This is a genomic window from Fusobacterium sp. JB019 (assembly GCA_030673965.1).
In the GTDB taxonomy this organism is placed as follows: Bacteria; Fusobacteriota; Fusobacteriia; order Fusobacteriales; family Fusobacteriaceae; genus Fusobacterium_B.
The window spans coordinates 1-15153 of sequence record JAUTCN010000018.1 but is presented as its reverse complement, the minus strand read 5'-3'; the positions used below and the strand labels follow the sequence as shown (position 1 = coordinate 15153).

Below are 15153 nucleotides of genomic sequence, written 5' to 3'. Positions count from 1 at the left end.
CTAACTTTTATTTATCATCTAATTTTTTAAAAATTTCCATTTCTAAACTTAAATTTTTCTTGTGATGGTCTCTTGCTTTTTTTGCTAACTCTAAATTTATATTCTTTAATTTTTCATAGGATTCTTCGCTATGTTTTTCTAATTTTCTATCTCCAAATAAAACTTTTTTTACTCTTCTTATTAAAGAATAATTTTTTTTCCCACAATCATGAAGTAAGGCTAATTTTAAATAAATTTCTTTTTTATTTAAAATTTCATCTTCTTTTACTTTATTATACAAATTAAATGAGTGAATTTTATCATATCCACTCATATTTTTAAAAATTTCAAATTCTTTTTCATTTAAAATAGTCTTCACAATTTTATCATTGCTTTTTTTATATCTACAAAAAATATATACAAGTCCTTGCTTCACTCTTGAAATTATCATATTTCCCTCACAATAATATTGCCATTTAAATCTTTTCTTAATTTTTTTATATTTTTACCATTTTTCCCTATAAGTTTCCCCTTTAAATCTTTCTGTATATATAAAATATATAAGTCTTTATTTTTATTGGTATATACTTTTTCTACATTTTCTATTTCTAAATCAATTTCTAAAAATATATTTTCTAACAATTCTTCTTTCAATAAAACTTCACTTAACTTTAAAAACTTCCCTGGAAGAGGTTCCTTTGACCCTGTTAATATATAAGAGCTCATTATCCTAACTTGTTTAGGCATAAATGAATTTCCTTGAAATATTAATTTACCTGATTCAAATAAAATATTTACACTTCTAATATATTCCTTTAATTTTTTACCCTTCTTATCTGTAAAATCACTTACATCATAAGTTCCACTAAGTTCCTCACATATTTTATTTATTTCTTCTGTGCTTCTTTTAATCTTTTTTACAGGATAAGAATATATATATTTTCTTCCCTCTACAAAATCAGGAAATGCTAAGTTTGGTATTGTCCTTCTTACTCTTGTTATTTTCATTTTCCCATTTAATTTTTCATTAAATTTATCAATTATCTCCTGAATATTTCCGCAGAAACTACTACTAACATAAAGACAATTACTTCCTGTAACCCTGGCATCTGTTCTCCCCCCTTGTTGAATCCCTTTAGCCCAAGTAAAGCCAAGTAAATTCATAACTTCTTTAAAATTTCCCTTAACAGTATTTTTATCCTTCATTTCATCAAAAGAATCAAAAAACTTTCCATCATAATAAATATCAAATATATATCCAATTTTTTTTGTTTTTTCCAATGCTCTTATATCCATATCTATCTATACCATCTTATCTTTGATATATAACCATTTTTAGAATAAACTGTATCTTTTAAAAGTTTTCCCTCTTGGTCATATTTTTTCCAAGAACCAAACTTTTTACCATTTCTATATTCACCTGATTCTTGTAATTTCCCATTCTTCCAGTATAAAACATATTCTCCTGTACCATTTATTATTTCGCTACTATCAAACAACACACCATCTTTTGTATACCATTCTATTTTCCCATTTAATTTTCCGTCCACATAAGTAATAATTGATCTTATATTTCCATTTTCATAATATGTATATTGTTCCCCATCTAATTTTCCATTTTTATATTTATGTCTCATTCCAAGAACACCCTCATTGTTGAACCAAGCAACATCTCCATCTAATACTCCATTTTTATATTGTTCAAATCTAAGTATGTGATTTATATACTTAAGAGTAAACACTCCTGTAAATGGCTCTGTTTCCCCTTCAACATAAGCTATTTTATTGCCCTTTTCATAAACCTTTTTATAAACAGATACTGTTCTTACATTTTTAGGCAAAATACTTTCTGGTACAAAGACTTCTTCTTTTTTATTTTCTAAATTACTACATCCTATTAAGGAAATTCCTAATATAATTGTTAATAATATTCTTCTCATATTCCATCCTTTTTTTTACTTTTTTCACTTCTAATTATTATATCATAAAATAAATATTTTAATAAATTATTTTATTTTTATTTTATAAATAGCTTTTTTTATTTCCTTTTTATTTTCAACCATTAACAACGGCATGTGAGGCTCTTCTGGAAAAAATATTATGAAATCTTCAGGAGTTAATTTTATCTTATTTTCTATTTTTCCATTATAGAAAGCGTAGTCTTTTTCTTCATTATAATTTTCTAATATTTTTAAATTTTCAACAGAAAAAGAAAAACTATAATTCTCATCATTATCAATTGGAATTTGTATATCCATATATTTTTTATGAATTTCATATACTGATTCTTTCTCTTCTTTTGTTGTTACAATATCATAATTAAAAAATACTTCTTCCCCATCTATTAAATTTTTCCCTAGTTTTCCTTTTAAATATTCTTTATTTTCTATACTAGCTATCGCCTTATCTAAATTTTTATTTAATCCTTTATATCTTTCTATTTCTTTTAATTTACCTATAATCATTTTTTACTCCTTTTCTTTTAAAATCTATAATAGTATAACCCTTCTTCTAGATTTTTCAAAATAAAATTTTCAAAAAAAGAAAAAAAGATATTTTCATATCTCTTTTTCTTAAAATTTATTTTAAAATCATTACGTAGTAGCTAATTTAGGATGTCTTTTCTAAATATCTTTTACATTGAGTGGAAGTATTATAGCCTAATAACACTCCTAATATAAAATCTTCTTCAGGATTAAGTTCTTTAAGTGAATTCTTTTTCATTTTTTGAATAACCTTTATTTGATCTTTCTCTCCAAAAAAAACGTTTATGTAATTTGAATTTAACTTTTCTATTATAAAATGATAACTACTCTCTGATAATTTTTCCATTATAGCTTCTAAATTAGTGTCCCTTGTTGTCAATAAAGCAAGCCCTCTAATTCCTTTATCTAATTCATAAAGCATATGAAAAAATACATCTAATTCTTTTCTTTTATCAATACTCATAATTATTTAACGCTTTCAACCCATTCTTTTATTCTTTCATCAGTTAAATCACTTTGGTTATTTTCATCAATTACCAATCCTATAAAGTCATCATCTAAAATAGCTTTGGAATCTGAGAAATCATAATCATCAGTTGAAGTTTGTCCAACTAATTTTATTCCCATATCCTTTATTTCTTCATATATTATTCCTATAGCATCTACGAATGTATCTGAAAAAGCTCCTTGATCACCAACACCTATAAATCCTACTTTTTTCCCTGATAAATTTTTAGTTTTTAAAACATCTAAAGCATCCATCCAATCATCTTGTAAATCTCCCATCCCCCAAGTTGATGAAGCAAATATAACAAAATCATAATCTTCAACTTTATTAATTTCAGAAGCTTCCATTACTTCAGCTCCTAATAATTCTCCTACTTTAGTTGCTACGTCCTCTGTTACTCCTGTTGAACTTCCATAAAAAATTCCTATACTCATTTTAAAGCTCCTTTCATATTTTAGTTTTTTTCTACAAAAGGATTATACAACTTTTTAATTTGAAAGTCAAATTATTTTATAATTATATATTTAGTTGACAACAGAATAAAAAAAAGAGCCTTAGCTCTTTTTTATTTAATATAATTACTTTCTTTTAAATAATTATTATCTATTCCATATATAAATATAACTGATCCATTTTTTATTTTATCTATAACCTCTCTAGAAATTTTCTTAGGAATTGCAGGACATCCCTCTGTTCTAGATAAAAATCCAAACTTCTTAATAGATTTATTTTCATTTTCACCCAATCCATGAATAACTATATTTCTTATTTTTGCATTAGAATTAAAATTTTCTTCTAAACCTTTTAACCTTAATGAATAACCAAATTTTCCATAATAAGGTTTCCCTGTCATATAAAATCCTATAGAACTTTTATATGAATTTAACTTATTAGAAAACGCTATGGCTTTTTCAGCTCCACTATTTTTCCCATGAGCAACATAAGTATAGTACTCTAAATTTTTATCCTCTAAATTTAAAATAACCATTCTTTTTTCATAGGAAGGTTTTGAATAATCTATTATTGTAAAATACTTGTTCTCTTCATTACCTATTTTTTCATATCCATTAACTGCCATTTTAAAAATATTATATTTTATTTTTCCTTCTAAATGATAATTATTATATAAAAACAAAGTATCGATCCCTTCTTTTGAAAAAGTGGTAACACTTATTATTAACAATAAAATTATTTTAATTATTTTTTTCATATACACCCCTATTAATTTTTTTTGATTTTTTTACCTTCTTGAGGTAATATTATCATATACATTAAAATAAATAAAGCCTATATTTTCAAAGGAGACAAGCCCATGGAACTTAAACTTATATCTATCAAGAATTGGAGAAATATTAAAAATACTGAAATTCATTTTGAAAATTTAATGCTTTTTTTAGGACATAGCATCGAAGGAACTAACGATATTATTTCTTGTATACTCTATGCTTTTAATAAAAAAACTTTAAGTCCAAAGGATATCTATAATAAAGAAAAAAGCTGTACTTTAAAACTAATTTTTTATGAAAATAATAATGTATATAAATTAAGAATTGTTATAAATAAAGATGTTGAATACTTTATTAAACATAAAGAAGGCTGGAATAAAATTACAAAAGAAGAATATGAAAATTTTATACAAAAGATAAATTTTATCTATATTGAAGGAAATCTTGAAAAAGATTTTAAAGAAATTGGATTATCTCTTTATAATACTTTAAAAAGGAATTCTCCTGATCCTAATAAAATAGATGACCAACTGGAAGAATTCTCAAAAAAATTAAATGTTAAATATTATGACAAGGAACTTTATCGTAATATTTTATTTGAATTTTTTAAACAAGTCTCTTTAGAATGTCTTGGAAAAAATAAAACCCTTCTTGGAAAAACTATTATTCTATTTGAAGAACCTGAGTTATATTTTCATCCCCAAAGAGAAAGAGAACTATATAATTATTTTATTAAATTAACTAACCGTGGAGCTAAAATTTATATTAAAACATATTCTAGCTGTTTTATAGGTTTAAAACAATATAAATCAATTTGTTTAATTAAAAAATATAATAATAAAATATCTATTACTCAAACTGATAATGAACTTTTTAAAGATGATGAAATAAAAGCTTTCAATATGAACTATTGGATAAATCCTGATCGTGCTGAATTATTTTTTGCAAAAAAAGTAATTCTTGTTGAAGGACAAACTGATAAAATTATCATTTCTTTTTTGGCTAAGAAATTAAATATATTTAAATATGATTATTCTATTATTGAATGTGGTAGTAAAAGTACTATCCCACAATTTATATTGCTTTTAAATAATTTTAGAATCCCATATATAGCTGTTTTTGATAGAGATAGTCATTATTGGAGAACTTTTGAAGAAAGAGAAAATTCTAAATTTAAAAATAAACATATCTTATCTTTAATTGACAATACCATTGGTAAAGCTATTGCATTTAATAATGATATTGAAGAAGAAATCACTTCTTTTGAAAAAGATAGGGCTTCTTATAAAAACAAACCCTTTAATGCTTTACAAATAGTTTCTGAAGAAAACTATAAAATCCCAGCCTCCCTTGAAAAAAAGATAAAAAAAATATACTATTAAAAAATAAAATCACTAATAGATATCTACTAGTGATTTTTCTTTCTTCTACACAGGTTCAAACATTTGTAAAATTTCTTTAGAATATTTTCCGTCCTCATCATGAGCTATTAAAGGAGGTAATATTTTCATATTTTCAGCTCCAAATTTAACTCCTTCTATTAATAAAATTTTGCTTTGTTTATTTAATTTTGTATGACAAAATCTTATTTTTTTAGGAGTTATCTTATATTTTCTCATCATATCTATTATTTCTAAAATTCTATCTGGTCTATGCACCATTGCAAAATAACCTTTATCCTTTAACAAACAAGATGCTACTTCTATTATTTTTTCTAAGTTTATTGTAATTTCATGTCTTGCTAAAGTTAATTGATCTAAATCATTTAAAAATTCACTATTCCCATTAAATTTAAAAAATGGTGGATTAGTAATTACGGCATCTTGAGAACCATGTTTAAAATATTTTTTCCAATTTTTCATATTATCATTTATTATTTCTATTCTATCTTCTAAATTATTAAGTTTTATATTTTTTTTAGCTAAATTCGCAGAAACCTCTTGAATTTCAATTCCCTTTATCTTTGCATTTGTTCTTTCAGATAAAAATAAAGGTATTGCTCCATTTCCAGTTCCCAAATCAACTATTTTATTAATATTTTTTCCTAAAGATATAAAATTAGAAACCAATAAAGAATCCAAAGAAAAATTAAAATAATCAGGTCTCTGAACTATTTTTAAATTTTTATTTAAAAGATTATTTATAACTTCATTTTCATTTAATTCTATCATCTCAACCTCCATGAAATATTATATCAAATTCTTTTGTTTTTAAAAAATTTAATTTTATATTTAACAAGTAGTAATGTATAATATAGATAGATTTTTAACGGAGGTATAAATTTGAAAATAAAAGCAATAGCACTTGATATGGATGGAACCCTATTAACTAGTAATCATCACCCTTCTGAAAGAACTAAACAATTTCTTTTAGAACTAGAAAAAAAAGGAGTTACAATTATAATAGCTACAGGGCGTGCATATTATAGTACTCTACCTATTATTAAAGAAATTGGTTTGAAAACTGGATTTGTTATCTGTTATAATGGAGCCAATGTTTTTAATTCTAAAGATAATTCAGTTGTTTTCCAAAGAAACTTGGAAGAAAAATATGTTAAAGAAATGATAAAAATTTCTAGAGAAACAAAAACTCATCTTAATTTATATCAAGATGATATCCTATATTGCGAAGATATAAGTCGAGATGAAGTTAAATATTATTGTGAAAAATGTAGTATTGAAGCTCATGAAAAAGATTTTGACACTTTCACAAATTATAGTATGCCTAAAAATTTATTTATTGCTCCCTATGAAAAACTTGTTGAAATAGAAAAACTTGTATTAGAAAAAACAAATAATAATGTTCATACTACTTTTTCAAGCAGAATTTTCTTAGAAGTTTTAAACAAAAAAACTAACAAAGGAGAGACTTTAAAATGGCTTTTAAATAATTTAAATATTTCTCCTGAGGAAACATGTGCTTTTGGAGATGCAGAAAACGATTTTGAAATGTTAAAAACTGTAAAATACGGTGTAGCCATGGGAAATTCTCAAGAAGATTTCAAAAAAAGATTGAATTATTCTACTTTAACAAATGATGAAGATGGAATAGTTGAATTTTTAAACAAATATATATAAATAAAAAAACTAGATCAAATGATCTAGTTTTTTTTACATATCTGCTTTTTCTATTTCAAATACATATCCTGGAATATTGCTTTCTGGAGAGAACATTATTTTTGAACCCTTTAAGAAACTTTTAATTCCATATTTTCTTTCCATTCCAAATTTCAAATTATTCTTATCTTTATTAGGAAAAACAACATAGGCATTTATTAAAAATAGTAACATTCTTTTCTTATTTTTTCTAGAAACCTCTGCTCTTTCATAATTATCTAAGTCTTGAATTATTTCCTTTGTTAACGGATATTTCTTTATTTTAATTTTTCTATAATCTTCCATTTCTTTAAAAAATTCTACTAAACTAAAAGGTTCTGAACAACTATCTACAGAAAATAACGTCATTATAAATTCTAGCCAAACTTTAGAATTTTTTCTATTATCTTTTCCTGTTCCTCTATATATTGTTTGTTTTATTTGAGGATACCCTCCTGTCACATCAAATATTATTTCAGACTCTCTTATCTTTTTTATAAAAAATGGCTCTGCAGAATCGATTATAGATACATTTATCTTTTCATCTTTATCACTTAAATCACTTTTATAAAATCCCATAGAAAGTACGCTTTCTATCTCTGGCATATTTGTATAAATAGAAATCCTTTTTAGTTCTTTTTCTGATGAAATATATCTCACTACTACATCCCCTCCATTCTATACTACTAATATTATATCATTTTTAACTTAAAAATCTAGCTCTTAATTTTTATTTATTTTTAATATCTTTTTTGTTATACTATATATGTACTTCTTTTTGAAGTGCTTATATGGAAGTGGATAAAAGCTGGTGCTTTTAGCAGTCTTCAAAACTGTCTTGGCGATTAACTCGTTGGTAGGTTCGATTCCTACACACTTCCGCCAAAATAATTTTAGGAGGATTTTATGAATATTCAAGATGAAGTTTTAAAATATAAAAATGATGTTATTTCTTCTTTACAAGAATCTATTCAAATAAAAAGTGTAGAAGAAGAAGCTAAACCTGGAATGCCTTTTGGAGAAGGACCAGCAAAAGCTTTAAAACATTTTTTAAGTGTTGCTGAAAAATTAGGATTCCAAACTGAGAATTTTGATAATTATGCTGGACATATAGATTTTGGTGAAGGAGAAGAAACTTTAGGTATCGTTGGACATGTTGATGTTGTTCCTGAAGGTACTGGTTGGGATTATCCTCCTTTCTCTGGACAAATTGTAGATAATAAAATGTATGGAAGAGGAACTCTTGATGATAAAGGTCCTTTAATGATTTGTCTTTATGCTATGAAAGCTTTAAAAGATATGGGTATTCCTTTAAACAAAAAAGTTAGAATGATTGTTGGAGCTAATGAAGAAACTAACTGGGGATGTATGAAACATTATTTTGGTAAATTAAATATGCCTCAACCTACTTTAGCTTTTACTCCTGATAGTGAGTTTCCTGTAACTTTTGCTGAAAAAGGTATTTTTAGAGGTTTACTTAAGATTAAAACTGATTGTAGCGAATTAGATATTTTAGGGGGAAAAGTCTTAAATGCTGTTCCTGAAAAAGCAATTCTTACTTTACCTATTTCAACTAAAGAAATTATAGAAAAAAATCTTCCTCTATTTAACGAAGGAAAAGAATATAAAATATCATCTGAAATTATAGATAATAAAATAGTTGTTACTTCTTTAGGAAAAGCTGCTCACGCTGCTCATCCTCATCTAGGATATAATTCTTTAGCTGCACTTATGCTATTTATAAACTCTTTAAATTTAGATATCTCTGGCTTAAATACTATGGCTAAATTCTTTGCTGAAAATGTTAAAATGGAATTTAATGGTAAATCAGCTGGACTTTTCTATGAAGATGAACCTTCTGGAGAAATTTCTATGTGTTATGGAAAAGCTTTTGTTGAAGATGGATATATCAATATCTCTCTTGATACTAGATATCCAGTTACAGTTGATGGAGATGAAATTAAAAATAAAGTTCTTACTCTATTAGATAAATATGGAATGGATTTTACTTTCTTAAAACAAGAAAAACCTTTATATGTTAAAAAAGATGATCCTTTAGTTCAAACTCTTACTGAAGTTTATAGTAGAGTTACTGGAGATACAGATTGTGAACCTTTAGCTAGTGGTGGAGGTACTTATGCTAAAGCTGTAAAAAATTGTGTTGCCTTTGGTGCTTTATTAAAAGGAACTCCTGATACAATGCACCAAAAAAATGAATGTATTGACTTAGACACAATAGACACTCTTTTAAAAATTTATGTTGAAGCTATCTATAAACTAGCTAAATAAAAATACAAAAGCATGGAAATTAATTTCCATGCTTTTTTTTATAGTTAATATTATTTTAAAGTATTTTATGACTAACTAAGCTTGTAAAAATTTATCATAATATTTTGCTAGTCCACCTAAAGAAGTTTCTTTATAAGCTGGACACATATCACATCCTGTTTCTTTCATAGTTACTACAACTTGATCAAAGCTTATAGTGTGCTCTCCTGAAGTTGACAACGCATAATCAGCTGTATTTAAAGATCTAACTGCTACTATTGCATTTCTTTCTATACAAGGAATTTGAACATATCCTCCAACAGGATCACAAGTCATTCCTAAATGATGTTCTAATCCCATCTCTGCAGCATACTCTATTTGCCCTATTGTTCCACCTAAAATGTATGTTGCCATTCCTGCTGCCATTGAGCATGCAGCTCCTATTTCAGCTTGGCAGCCTGCTTCAGCTCCAGATATAGTTGCATTTTCTTTTATTAAGTTTCCTATTAATCCTGCTATTGCTAAAGCTCTTAGAGAAGTTTCTCTATCCAATTGATATTCTTCTATTAAAGCTCTTAATAACCCTGGAATTACTCCTGCTGCTCCGCAAGTAGGTGCTGTAACTATTGTTCCTGCACTACTATTTTCTTCAGCTACTGCTAAAGCATAAGCAAATATTTTTTTAGTTATAACTAAATAATTTTTTTTCTTATCAATTTTATCATATAATTTTTTAGCTTTTCTTGGATATTTTAATTTTCCTGGTAAAATACCATCTTTTTTAACACCAGCATCTATAGCTGCATTCATAGTATCTAAAATATCTCCTAAATGCTCCCAAATTTCTTTCCCTTCTGAAAATTCAACATATTCCCAAAGTTCTTTTTTATTTACATCACACCATTTTATAATGTCATCCATTTTGTTTAATTTATAGCATTCTTCTAAAGAAGAAGATTTACTTTCTAAATCTTTTATTGTTCCTCCACCAACTGAAAAAACTAACCAATCCTTCATAACATTACCTTCAGAATCTAATGCTTCCATTTTCATTCCATTAGTGTGAAACTCATGAATAAATTCAGGCATCCATATAACCTCAGTTTTTTTAGGTTTTAATGTCTCTTCTATAATCCAATCTGTTAAATGTCCTTTTCCTGTAGCAGCTAAACTTCCGTAAAGTTCTACTCTATAAGATACTGCATCTTCAGTTTCCTTTTTAAATTTTTTAGCTGCTCTTTCTGGTCCCATTGTATGAGAACTAGATGGCCCACATCCTATTTTAAATAATTCTTTTAAACTATCCATTGTTTGCCTCCTTAAAATACTTGCTTAATTAATATATTTGCCCTTATATATTCATTCCTAATTTCCTATTTTTTAGTTTCCTCTAATTTCGTTAACTGTTTTAATTTTATAATTTTTAAATATTAATGAACCTACATATCCTGAAGTTCCTCCTGCTATTGCACACATTAATGCAACTTTTGTAACTACTAAAGGATTATTAAATCCATACATTACCATTAATCCCGCTATTGGAGTTGCTGTTCCTGTTGCATTATTAACCAATCCAAAAGTTGATACAATAACTCCTGCTATTGCTCCACCTATAAAATTAGTTACATATACTGGTATTGGATTTGCTGAAATTACATCTGCTTGAGTAAGTGGTTCTACTGCAACTGCTATTGTTGTTTTTCTATCTCCAAATCCCATTCTATGAAAGAAGATTCCGTTTAAAAAAGAAGATCCCATAACTGATAAAGCACCTATTGCCATTGGTATTCCTGTAAGACCTAGCATAGCTGTTAAAGCCATTGAAGAAAGTGGTGCTGTTGCTACCACAGTTATTATTCCTCCTAAAACAATTCCCATAAGAACTGGACTTGTATGAGATGCTTGTTCTAATATTTTTCCTATATTTAATAAAGTTGAATTTACTAATGGATCTGAAACTGTAGCTATTAATCTAGATAATGGTGCTATAAAACAGATTATAAATATTAAATCTAATCCTTGAGGGACTTTTGCTTCCACTTTAGGTACTATAAATGATAATATATATCCCGCTAAAAATCCTGGTAATATACCAAATCCTGCAACTGATACTCCAACTAAAACTGCATATGTTGGATTAACTCCTAATGCTAATGGTACTAATGCTGCTGCTGCAACTCCACCCATAGAACCTGCTGCATCTCCTACTCCACCTAAAAATTCTATTCCTAATAAATCTCCACCAACATAACGTTGAAATGCTTCGACTAAAAAACTTGCTGTAGCTGCCCCGGCTAACGCTCCCATTGCCTTCATTCCTTTAGGCATTTTTAAACTAAATAACGAAAAACCTGCTAAAACAATTAATAATAATATAATTCCTTTTAAAATCTCCATATAACTCTCCCCTTTAACCAAATTTGTATAGCTTCGTATAACTTTCGTTCTCTTTACGAATACTATTCTTTTTTTTTATACATGAAAAAGTATAGCATAGCTCACTAATAAATTCAAATATTTTTTTCATTATTCTGAAAATATTTTATAGTATTCTTTTACTTTTGTCTGTTTTATAAGTACTTTAAAATAAAAAATAAAATTATTTAAATATCAAATCTTTGCTTAGCTCTTTTTTTTATAAAAAACTATAATTTCAGTATAGTGATATATTTTTCTTTTTTTTACAACTATGATATAATATGTAATAATCTACAATGGAGGATAAAAATGACACTTGGAGAAAAAATAAAAGCTATTCGAAAGAAGAAAAATTATACATTAAAATATATTTCTGAAGCAACTAAACTATCCATTGGATTTTTAAGTAATATTGAAAGAGATATCAATAGCCCGTCAATAAGTAATTTACAACAAATATGCCAGGTTTTAAATGTTAATCTTATGGAAATATTAGATTCTAATAATGACTATTCCCCTGTAACAAAAAAGGAAGAAAGAGAAGAAATATTTTCAAATCTAGAATCTCATGTTAAAGTAGAAAGTCTATTAAATGGTAAATCTCATTTTAATGGAATTGCTATAACTATTGAAAATGGCGATAATTTTAGTGAAATGTCTTGGGGACATTCATATGATGAAATTGGAGTTGTAATTAAAGGAGAGCTTGAAATAGAAATAGATAAAGAAATTTATCATCTTAATGAAGGAGACAGCGTTATTATAAAAAGTGGTATTCCACATAGATATAAAAACCCTAGTCCTACACCTTCTATTGTTTATTGGTTCTCATCTAAAAAATAGCAATAAAAAAAATCACGGAAATATTCCGTGATTTTCTATTTTAAATTTATGCTAAACTATCATCTGCTACATGATACCTTGGATCTTCATATACATTTACTTCTATTATTTCCTCTGCATTTTTCAATAATAATAAACAATCTTGGCTTAAATATTTCAAATGAATTTTCTTACCAGAATCTGAATATTTTTCTGTAATAGCATTTATAGCTTCTATTGCAGAATGATCACTTATATAGGAATTTTTAAAATCTATATATACTTCTTCTGGATCTTCTTTAGGATTAAATAATTCTTTAAAATTAGAAGCTGAACCAAAAAATAAAGGTCCATCAATCATATAAGTTTTACAACCATTATCTCCTATTTTAATTTTGCAACTAATCTTCTCCCCTTTTTCCCAAGCAAAAACAAGAGCAGAAATAATAACTCCAGCTATAACTGCTAAAGCTAAATCATGAAATATTGTAATAGCTGCAACAATCACTATTATTGCCACATCTTTTTTAGGAACTCTACTTCCCATTTTTAAACTTTCCCAAGCAAATGTCTCTATAACAACCATAAACATAACACCTACCAATGCTGCTAAAGGTATTATTTCTATCATTTTAGATCCAAATAACACAAAAGATAACATAGCCAAGGCTGTTGCTACACCTGATATTCTTCCACGACCATTACTTGTAAGATTTACCATTGATTGCCCTATCATAGCGCAACCTCCTGTTCCTCCCATAAAACCATTTAACAAGTTTCCAATTCCTTGTCCAATACATTCTCTATTACCTTTTCCTCTAGTATCTGTTAAATCATCAATCAAAGATAATGTTAATAATGATTCTATTAATCCTGCTAAAGCTGCTGTTAAAGCATATGGAAATATTATTTTTAAAGTTTCTATATTTATAGGTAATTTTGGTATATGAAAACTAGGTAATCCCCCTGCTATTCCTCCCTTGGCAAATTCTTTTACATTTGGCATATGAACACCTTTAGTTTCCAAAAATAAGCTAAGCACTGTTACTACTACTATGGCAACTAAAGAACTGGGAACTATTTTTGTAAGTTTAGGTAAAAAATGTACTACTAGCATAGTTAATACAACTAAAGCTATCATAACATATAATTGAATTCCACCCATATATCTTCCATCCACTTTAAATTGATTTAATTGAGCTAAAAATATAACTATTGCTAACCCATTCACAAAGCCTAATATTACTGAATGAGGTATCATTCTTGCAAACTTTCCCAATTTAAAGACTCCTACAAGAATTTGTATAATTCCCATAAGAACTGCTGTGGCAAATAAGTATTCTTTTCCATGCACAGCTACTAATGATACAAATATAACTGCAACACTTCCTGCAGCTCCTGATATCATTCCTGGTCTTCCTCCAAATATAGATGTACAAAGCCCTATAATAATCGAAGCATGTAATGCAATAAGCGGATCAATTCCTGCTAAAAATGCAAAAGCTATTACTTCTGGAAGCAAAGCTATGGCAACCGTAATTCCTGCTAAAATTTCATTTTTTAAATTTAATTTTTGAATCGTTGATGTCATTTTCCCTCCTGATAAATATTTTAATTTATTGTCAACAATAAATTTACGTGAAACGTATTTTACCATTTATAATAAAAAAAAACAAGAATTATTAATTCTTGCTGTAAATTTCAAAAAATAAAAAACGAGTCATTTGATATAACTCGTTATATTTATAGTTTTATGGTGGAGAAGACGGGAATCGAACCCGTGTCCAAAACTAAAAGCGCCATAAGCTTCTACAAGCTTAGTCTGATATTCAATTTCACTAATACCAATCCCTCAGACAGGGCTGATAATAGCTATCCTCTAGAATGTCCCAACAGCTTAGAGAAATCACAATTGGTAATCTGTATTTTAGTGACACCTTGCTTGAAATCTCCTACAGAAAAGAGAGATCGAAGGTGAGCTGCAACTAGGCAGCTATTGCGTAATTATTGTTATCATCTAAAAGATGAGTTAACCTCTTACAGCGGTCAACCTGGCCTGCTACCTATAACCTTTTAGCCCTGTCGAAACCTTTGCTTCCCCATAATATCTTATTTACATTGTATTATATCATAAATTTAATTTAAACTCAATCTATTCTAAATTAAAAAAGGAGATAAAATAATCTCCTTTTTTAATTTATTTCTATTTTTATTTTATCCAAATATATTTAATAATACTCCTGCTGCAACTGCTGAACCTATTACTCCTGCAACATTTGGTCCCATTGCATGCATTAATAAAAAGTTTGCTGGGTTCTCTTCTTGACCAACTTTTTGTACTACTCTTGCTG

Annotated in this window: 17 protein-coding genes, 1 tRNA gene and 1 other RNA gene; 5 read left to right on the top strand and 14 right to left on the bottom strand. The window is 27.0% G+C overall.

What is annotated here, in order from left to right:
* Positions 1-7 precede the first annotated feature (7 nt).
* The 7 genes from Q7K47_09020 to Q7K47_08990 all read right to left on the bottom strand — a co-directional run bounded on the left by Q7K47_09020 (position 8) and on the right by Q7K47_08990 (position 4183).
* A complete protein-coding gene (locus Q7K47_09020) occupies positions 8-430 on the bottom strand; it encodes an HD domain-containing protein (protein ID MDP0507338.1) in 423 nt (140 codons plus the stop codon).
* Positions 427-1275, bottom strand: coding sequence for a pseudouridylate synthase (locus Q7K47_09015; GenBank protein MDP0507337.1), 849 nt, complete (start codon positions 1273-1275; stop codon positions 427-429). Before Q7K47_09015 ends, Q7K47_09020 begins: the two co-directional genes overlap by 4 nt.
* Before the next feature lie 2 nt (positions 1276-1277).
* Positions 1278-1919 carry a toxin-antitoxin system YwqK family antitoxin gene (locus Q7K47_09010; GenBank protein ID MDP0507336.1) on the bottom strand — a complete coding sequence of 214 codons (642 nt, stop codon included), beginning with the start codon at positions 1917-1919 and terminating at the stop codon, positions 1278-1280.
* 66 nt (positions 1920-1985) lie between these two features.
* The gene (locus tag Q7K47_09005) at positions 1986-2444 is read right to left on the bottom strand and encodes a YhcH/YjgK/YiaL family protein (GenBank protein MDP0507335.1); all 459 of its coding nucleotides are present in this window, start codon (positions 2442-2444) and stop codon (positions 1986-1988) included.
* Positions 2445-2589: 145 nt separating this feature from the next.
* Entirely contained in the window at positions 2590-2928 is a 339-nt protein-coding gene (locus Q7K47_09000) for a DUF2023 family protein (protein ID MDP0507334.1), read from the bottom strand.
* A gap of 2 nt (positions 2929-2930) precedes the next feature.
* Positions 2931-3407, bottom strand: coding sequence for a flavodoxin (locus Q7K47_08995; GenBank protein ID MDP0507333.1), 477 nt, complete (start codon positions 3405-3407; stop codon positions 2931-2933).
* Positions 3408-3538: 131 nt separating this feature from the next.
* Complete coding sequence (locus tag Q7K47_08990) at positions 3539-4183, bottom strand: murein L,D-transpeptidase catalytic domain family protein (protein ID MDP0507332.1); 645 nt, start codon at positions 4181-4183, stop codon at positions 3539-3541.
* Between the two features lie 102 nt (positions 4184-4285).
* Here Q7K47_08990 and Q7K47_08985 point away from each other — a divergent pair, with 102 nt between their 5' ends.
* The gene (locus Q7K47_08985) at positions 4286-5581 is read left to right on the top strand and encodes an ATP-dependent endonuclease (protein MDP0507331.1); all 1296 of its coding nucleotides are present in this window, start codon (positions 4286-4288) and stop codon (positions 5579-5581) included.
* A 45-nt stretch (positions 5582-5626) separates the two neighbouring features.
* On the opposite strand, the gene Q7K47_08980 is transcribed toward Q7K47_08985, so the two are convergent.
* Positions 5627-6370, bottom strand: coding sequence for a tRNA1(Val) (adenine(37)-N6)-methyltransferase (locus Q7K47_08980; protein ID MDP0507330.1), 744 nt, complete (start codon positions 6368-6370; stop codon positions 5627-5629).
* A 111-nt stretch (positions 6371-6481) separates the two neighbouring features.
* On the opposite strand from Q7K47_08980, the gene Q7K47_08975 reads away from it, so the two are divergent.
* A complete protein-coding gene (locus Q7K47_08975; protein ID MDP0507329.1) occupies positions 6482-7276 on the top strand; it encodes a Cof-type HAD-IIB family hydrolase in 795 nt (264 codons plus the stop codon).
* A gap of 33 nt (positions 7277-7309) precedes the next feature.
* On the opposite strand, the gene Q7K47_08970 is transcribed toward Q7K47_08975, so the two are convergent.
* Entirely contained in the window at positions 7310-7954 is a 645-nt protein-coding gene (locus Q7K47_08970) for a hypothetical protein (protein MDP0507328.1), read from the bottom strand.
* A 133-nt stretch (positions 7955-8087) separates the two neighbouring features.
* On the opposite strand from Q7K47_08970, the gene Q7K47_08965 reads away from it, so the two are divergent.
* Positions 8088-8179, top strand: a tRNA-Sec gene (locus Q7K47_08965).
* Between the two features lie 21 nt (positions 8180-8200).
* A complete protein-coding gene (gene pepV, locus Q7K47_08960; GenBank protein MDP0507327.1) occupies positions 8201-9583 on the top strand; it encodes a dipeptidase PepV in 1383 nt (460 codons plus the stop codon).
* Between the two features lie 75 nt (positions 9584-9658).
* On the opposite strand, the gene Q7K47_08955 is transcribed toward pepV, so the two are convergent.
* Together Q7K47_08955 and Q7K47_08950 are read right to left on the bottom strand one after the other, a co-directional pair.
* Positions 9659-10870, bottom strand: a complete 1212-nt coding sequence (locus Q7K47_08955; GenBank protein ID MDP0507326.1) for an L-serine ammonia-lyase, iron-sulfur-dependent, subunit alpha — start codon at positions 10868-10870, stop codon at positions 9659-9661.
* 72 nt (positions 10871-10942) lie between these two features.
* Positions 10943-11959: a PTS sugar transporter subunit IIC gene (locus tag Q7K47_08950; protein MDP0507325.1), complete on the bottom strand. Its 1017-nt coding sequence runs from the start codon at positions 11957-11959 to the stop codon at positions 10943-10945.
* Positions 11960-12289: 330 nt separating this feature from the next.
* Here Q7K47_08950 and Q7K47_08945 point away from each other — a divergent pair, with 330 nt between their 5' ends.
* Entirely contained in the window at positions 12290-12823 is a 534-nt protein-coding gene (locus Q7K47_08945) for a cupin domain-containing protein (protein MDP0507324.1), read from the top strand.
* Positions 12824-12869: 46 nt separating this feature from the next.
* Here the strand turns inward: Q7K47_08945 and Q7K47_08940 are convergent, their stop codons facing one another.
* From Q7K47_08940 to Q7K47_08930, 3 genes are all read right to left on the bottom strand, one after another.
* Positions 12870-14393: a SulP family inorganic anion transporter gene (locus Q7K47_08940; GenBank protein MDP0507323.1), complete on the bottom strand. Its 1524-nt coding sequence runs from the start codon at positions 14391-14393 to the stop codon at positions 12870-12872.
* A 163-nt stretch (positions 14394-14556) separates the two neighbouring features.
* Positions 14557-14903, bottom strand: a transfer-messenger RNA (tmRNA) gene (gene ssrA / locus Q7K47_08935).
* Between the two features lie 113 nt (positions 14904-15016).
* Positions 15017-15153: sodium ion-translocating decarboxylase subunit beta (locus tag Q7K47_08930; protein ID MDP0507322.1), on the bottom strand; the 137-nt coding region annotated here is incomplete at its 5' end.

Excerpts from the sequence above, each read along its gene's own strand:
- Q7K47_09020 (MDP0507338.1), bottom strand. The coding sequence starts at position 430 with ATGATAATTTCAAGAGTGAAGCAAGGACTTGTATATATTTTTTGTAGA.
- Q7K47_09015 (MDP0507337.1), bottom strand. The coding sequence starts at position 1,275 with ATGGATATAAGAGCATTGGAAAAAACAAAAAAAATTGGATATATATTT.
- Q7K47_09010 (MDP0507336.1), bottom strand. The coding sequence starts at position 1,919 with ATGAGAAGAATATTATTAACAATTATATTAGGAATTTCCTTAATAGGA.
- Q7K47_09005 (MDP0507335.1), bottom strand. The coding sequence starts at position 2,444 with ATGATTATAGGTAAATTAAAAGAAATAGAAAGATATAAAGGATTAAAT.
- Q7K47_09000 (MDP0507334.1), bottom strand. The coding sequence starts at position 2,928 with ATGAGTATTGATAAAAGAAAAGAATTAGATGTATTTTTTCATATGCTT.
- Q7K47_08995 (MDP0507333.1), bottom strand. The coding sequence starts at position 3,407 with ATGAGTATAGGAATTTTTTATGGAAGTTCAACAGGAGTAACAGAGGAC.
- Q7K47_08990 (MDP0507332.1), bottom strand. The coding sequence starts at position 4,183 with ATGAAAAAAATAATTAAAATAATTTTATTGTTAATAATAAGTGTTACC.
- Q7K47_08985 (MDP0507331.1), top strand. The coding sequence starts at position 4,286 with ATGGAACTTAAACTTATATCTATCAAGAATTGGAGAAATATTAAAAAT.
- Q7K47_08980 (MDP0507330.1), bottom strand. The coding sequence starts at position 6,370 with ATGATAGAATTAAATGAAAATGAAGTTATAAATAATCTTTTAAATAAA.
- pepV (MDP0507327.1), top strand. The coding sequence starts at position 8,201 with ATGAATATTCAAGATGAAGTTTTAAAATATAAAAATGATGTTATTTCT.
- Q7K47_08955 (MDP0507326.1), bottom strand. The coding sequence starts at position 10,870 with ATGGATAGTTTAAAAGAATTATTTAAAATAGGATGTGGGCCATCTAGT.
- Q7K47_08950 (MDP0507325.1), bottom strand. The coding sequence starts at position 11,959 with ATGGAGATTTTAAAAGGAATTATATTATTATTAATTGTTTTAGCAGGT.
- Q7K47_08945 (MDP0507324.1), top strand. The coding sequence starts at position 12,290 with ATGACACTTGGAGAAAAAATAAAAGCTATTCGAAAGAAGAAAAATTAT.
- Q7K47_08940 (MDP0507323.1), bottom strand. The coding sequence starts at position 14,393 with ATGACATCAACGATTCAAAAATTAAATTTAAAAAATGAAATTTTAGCA.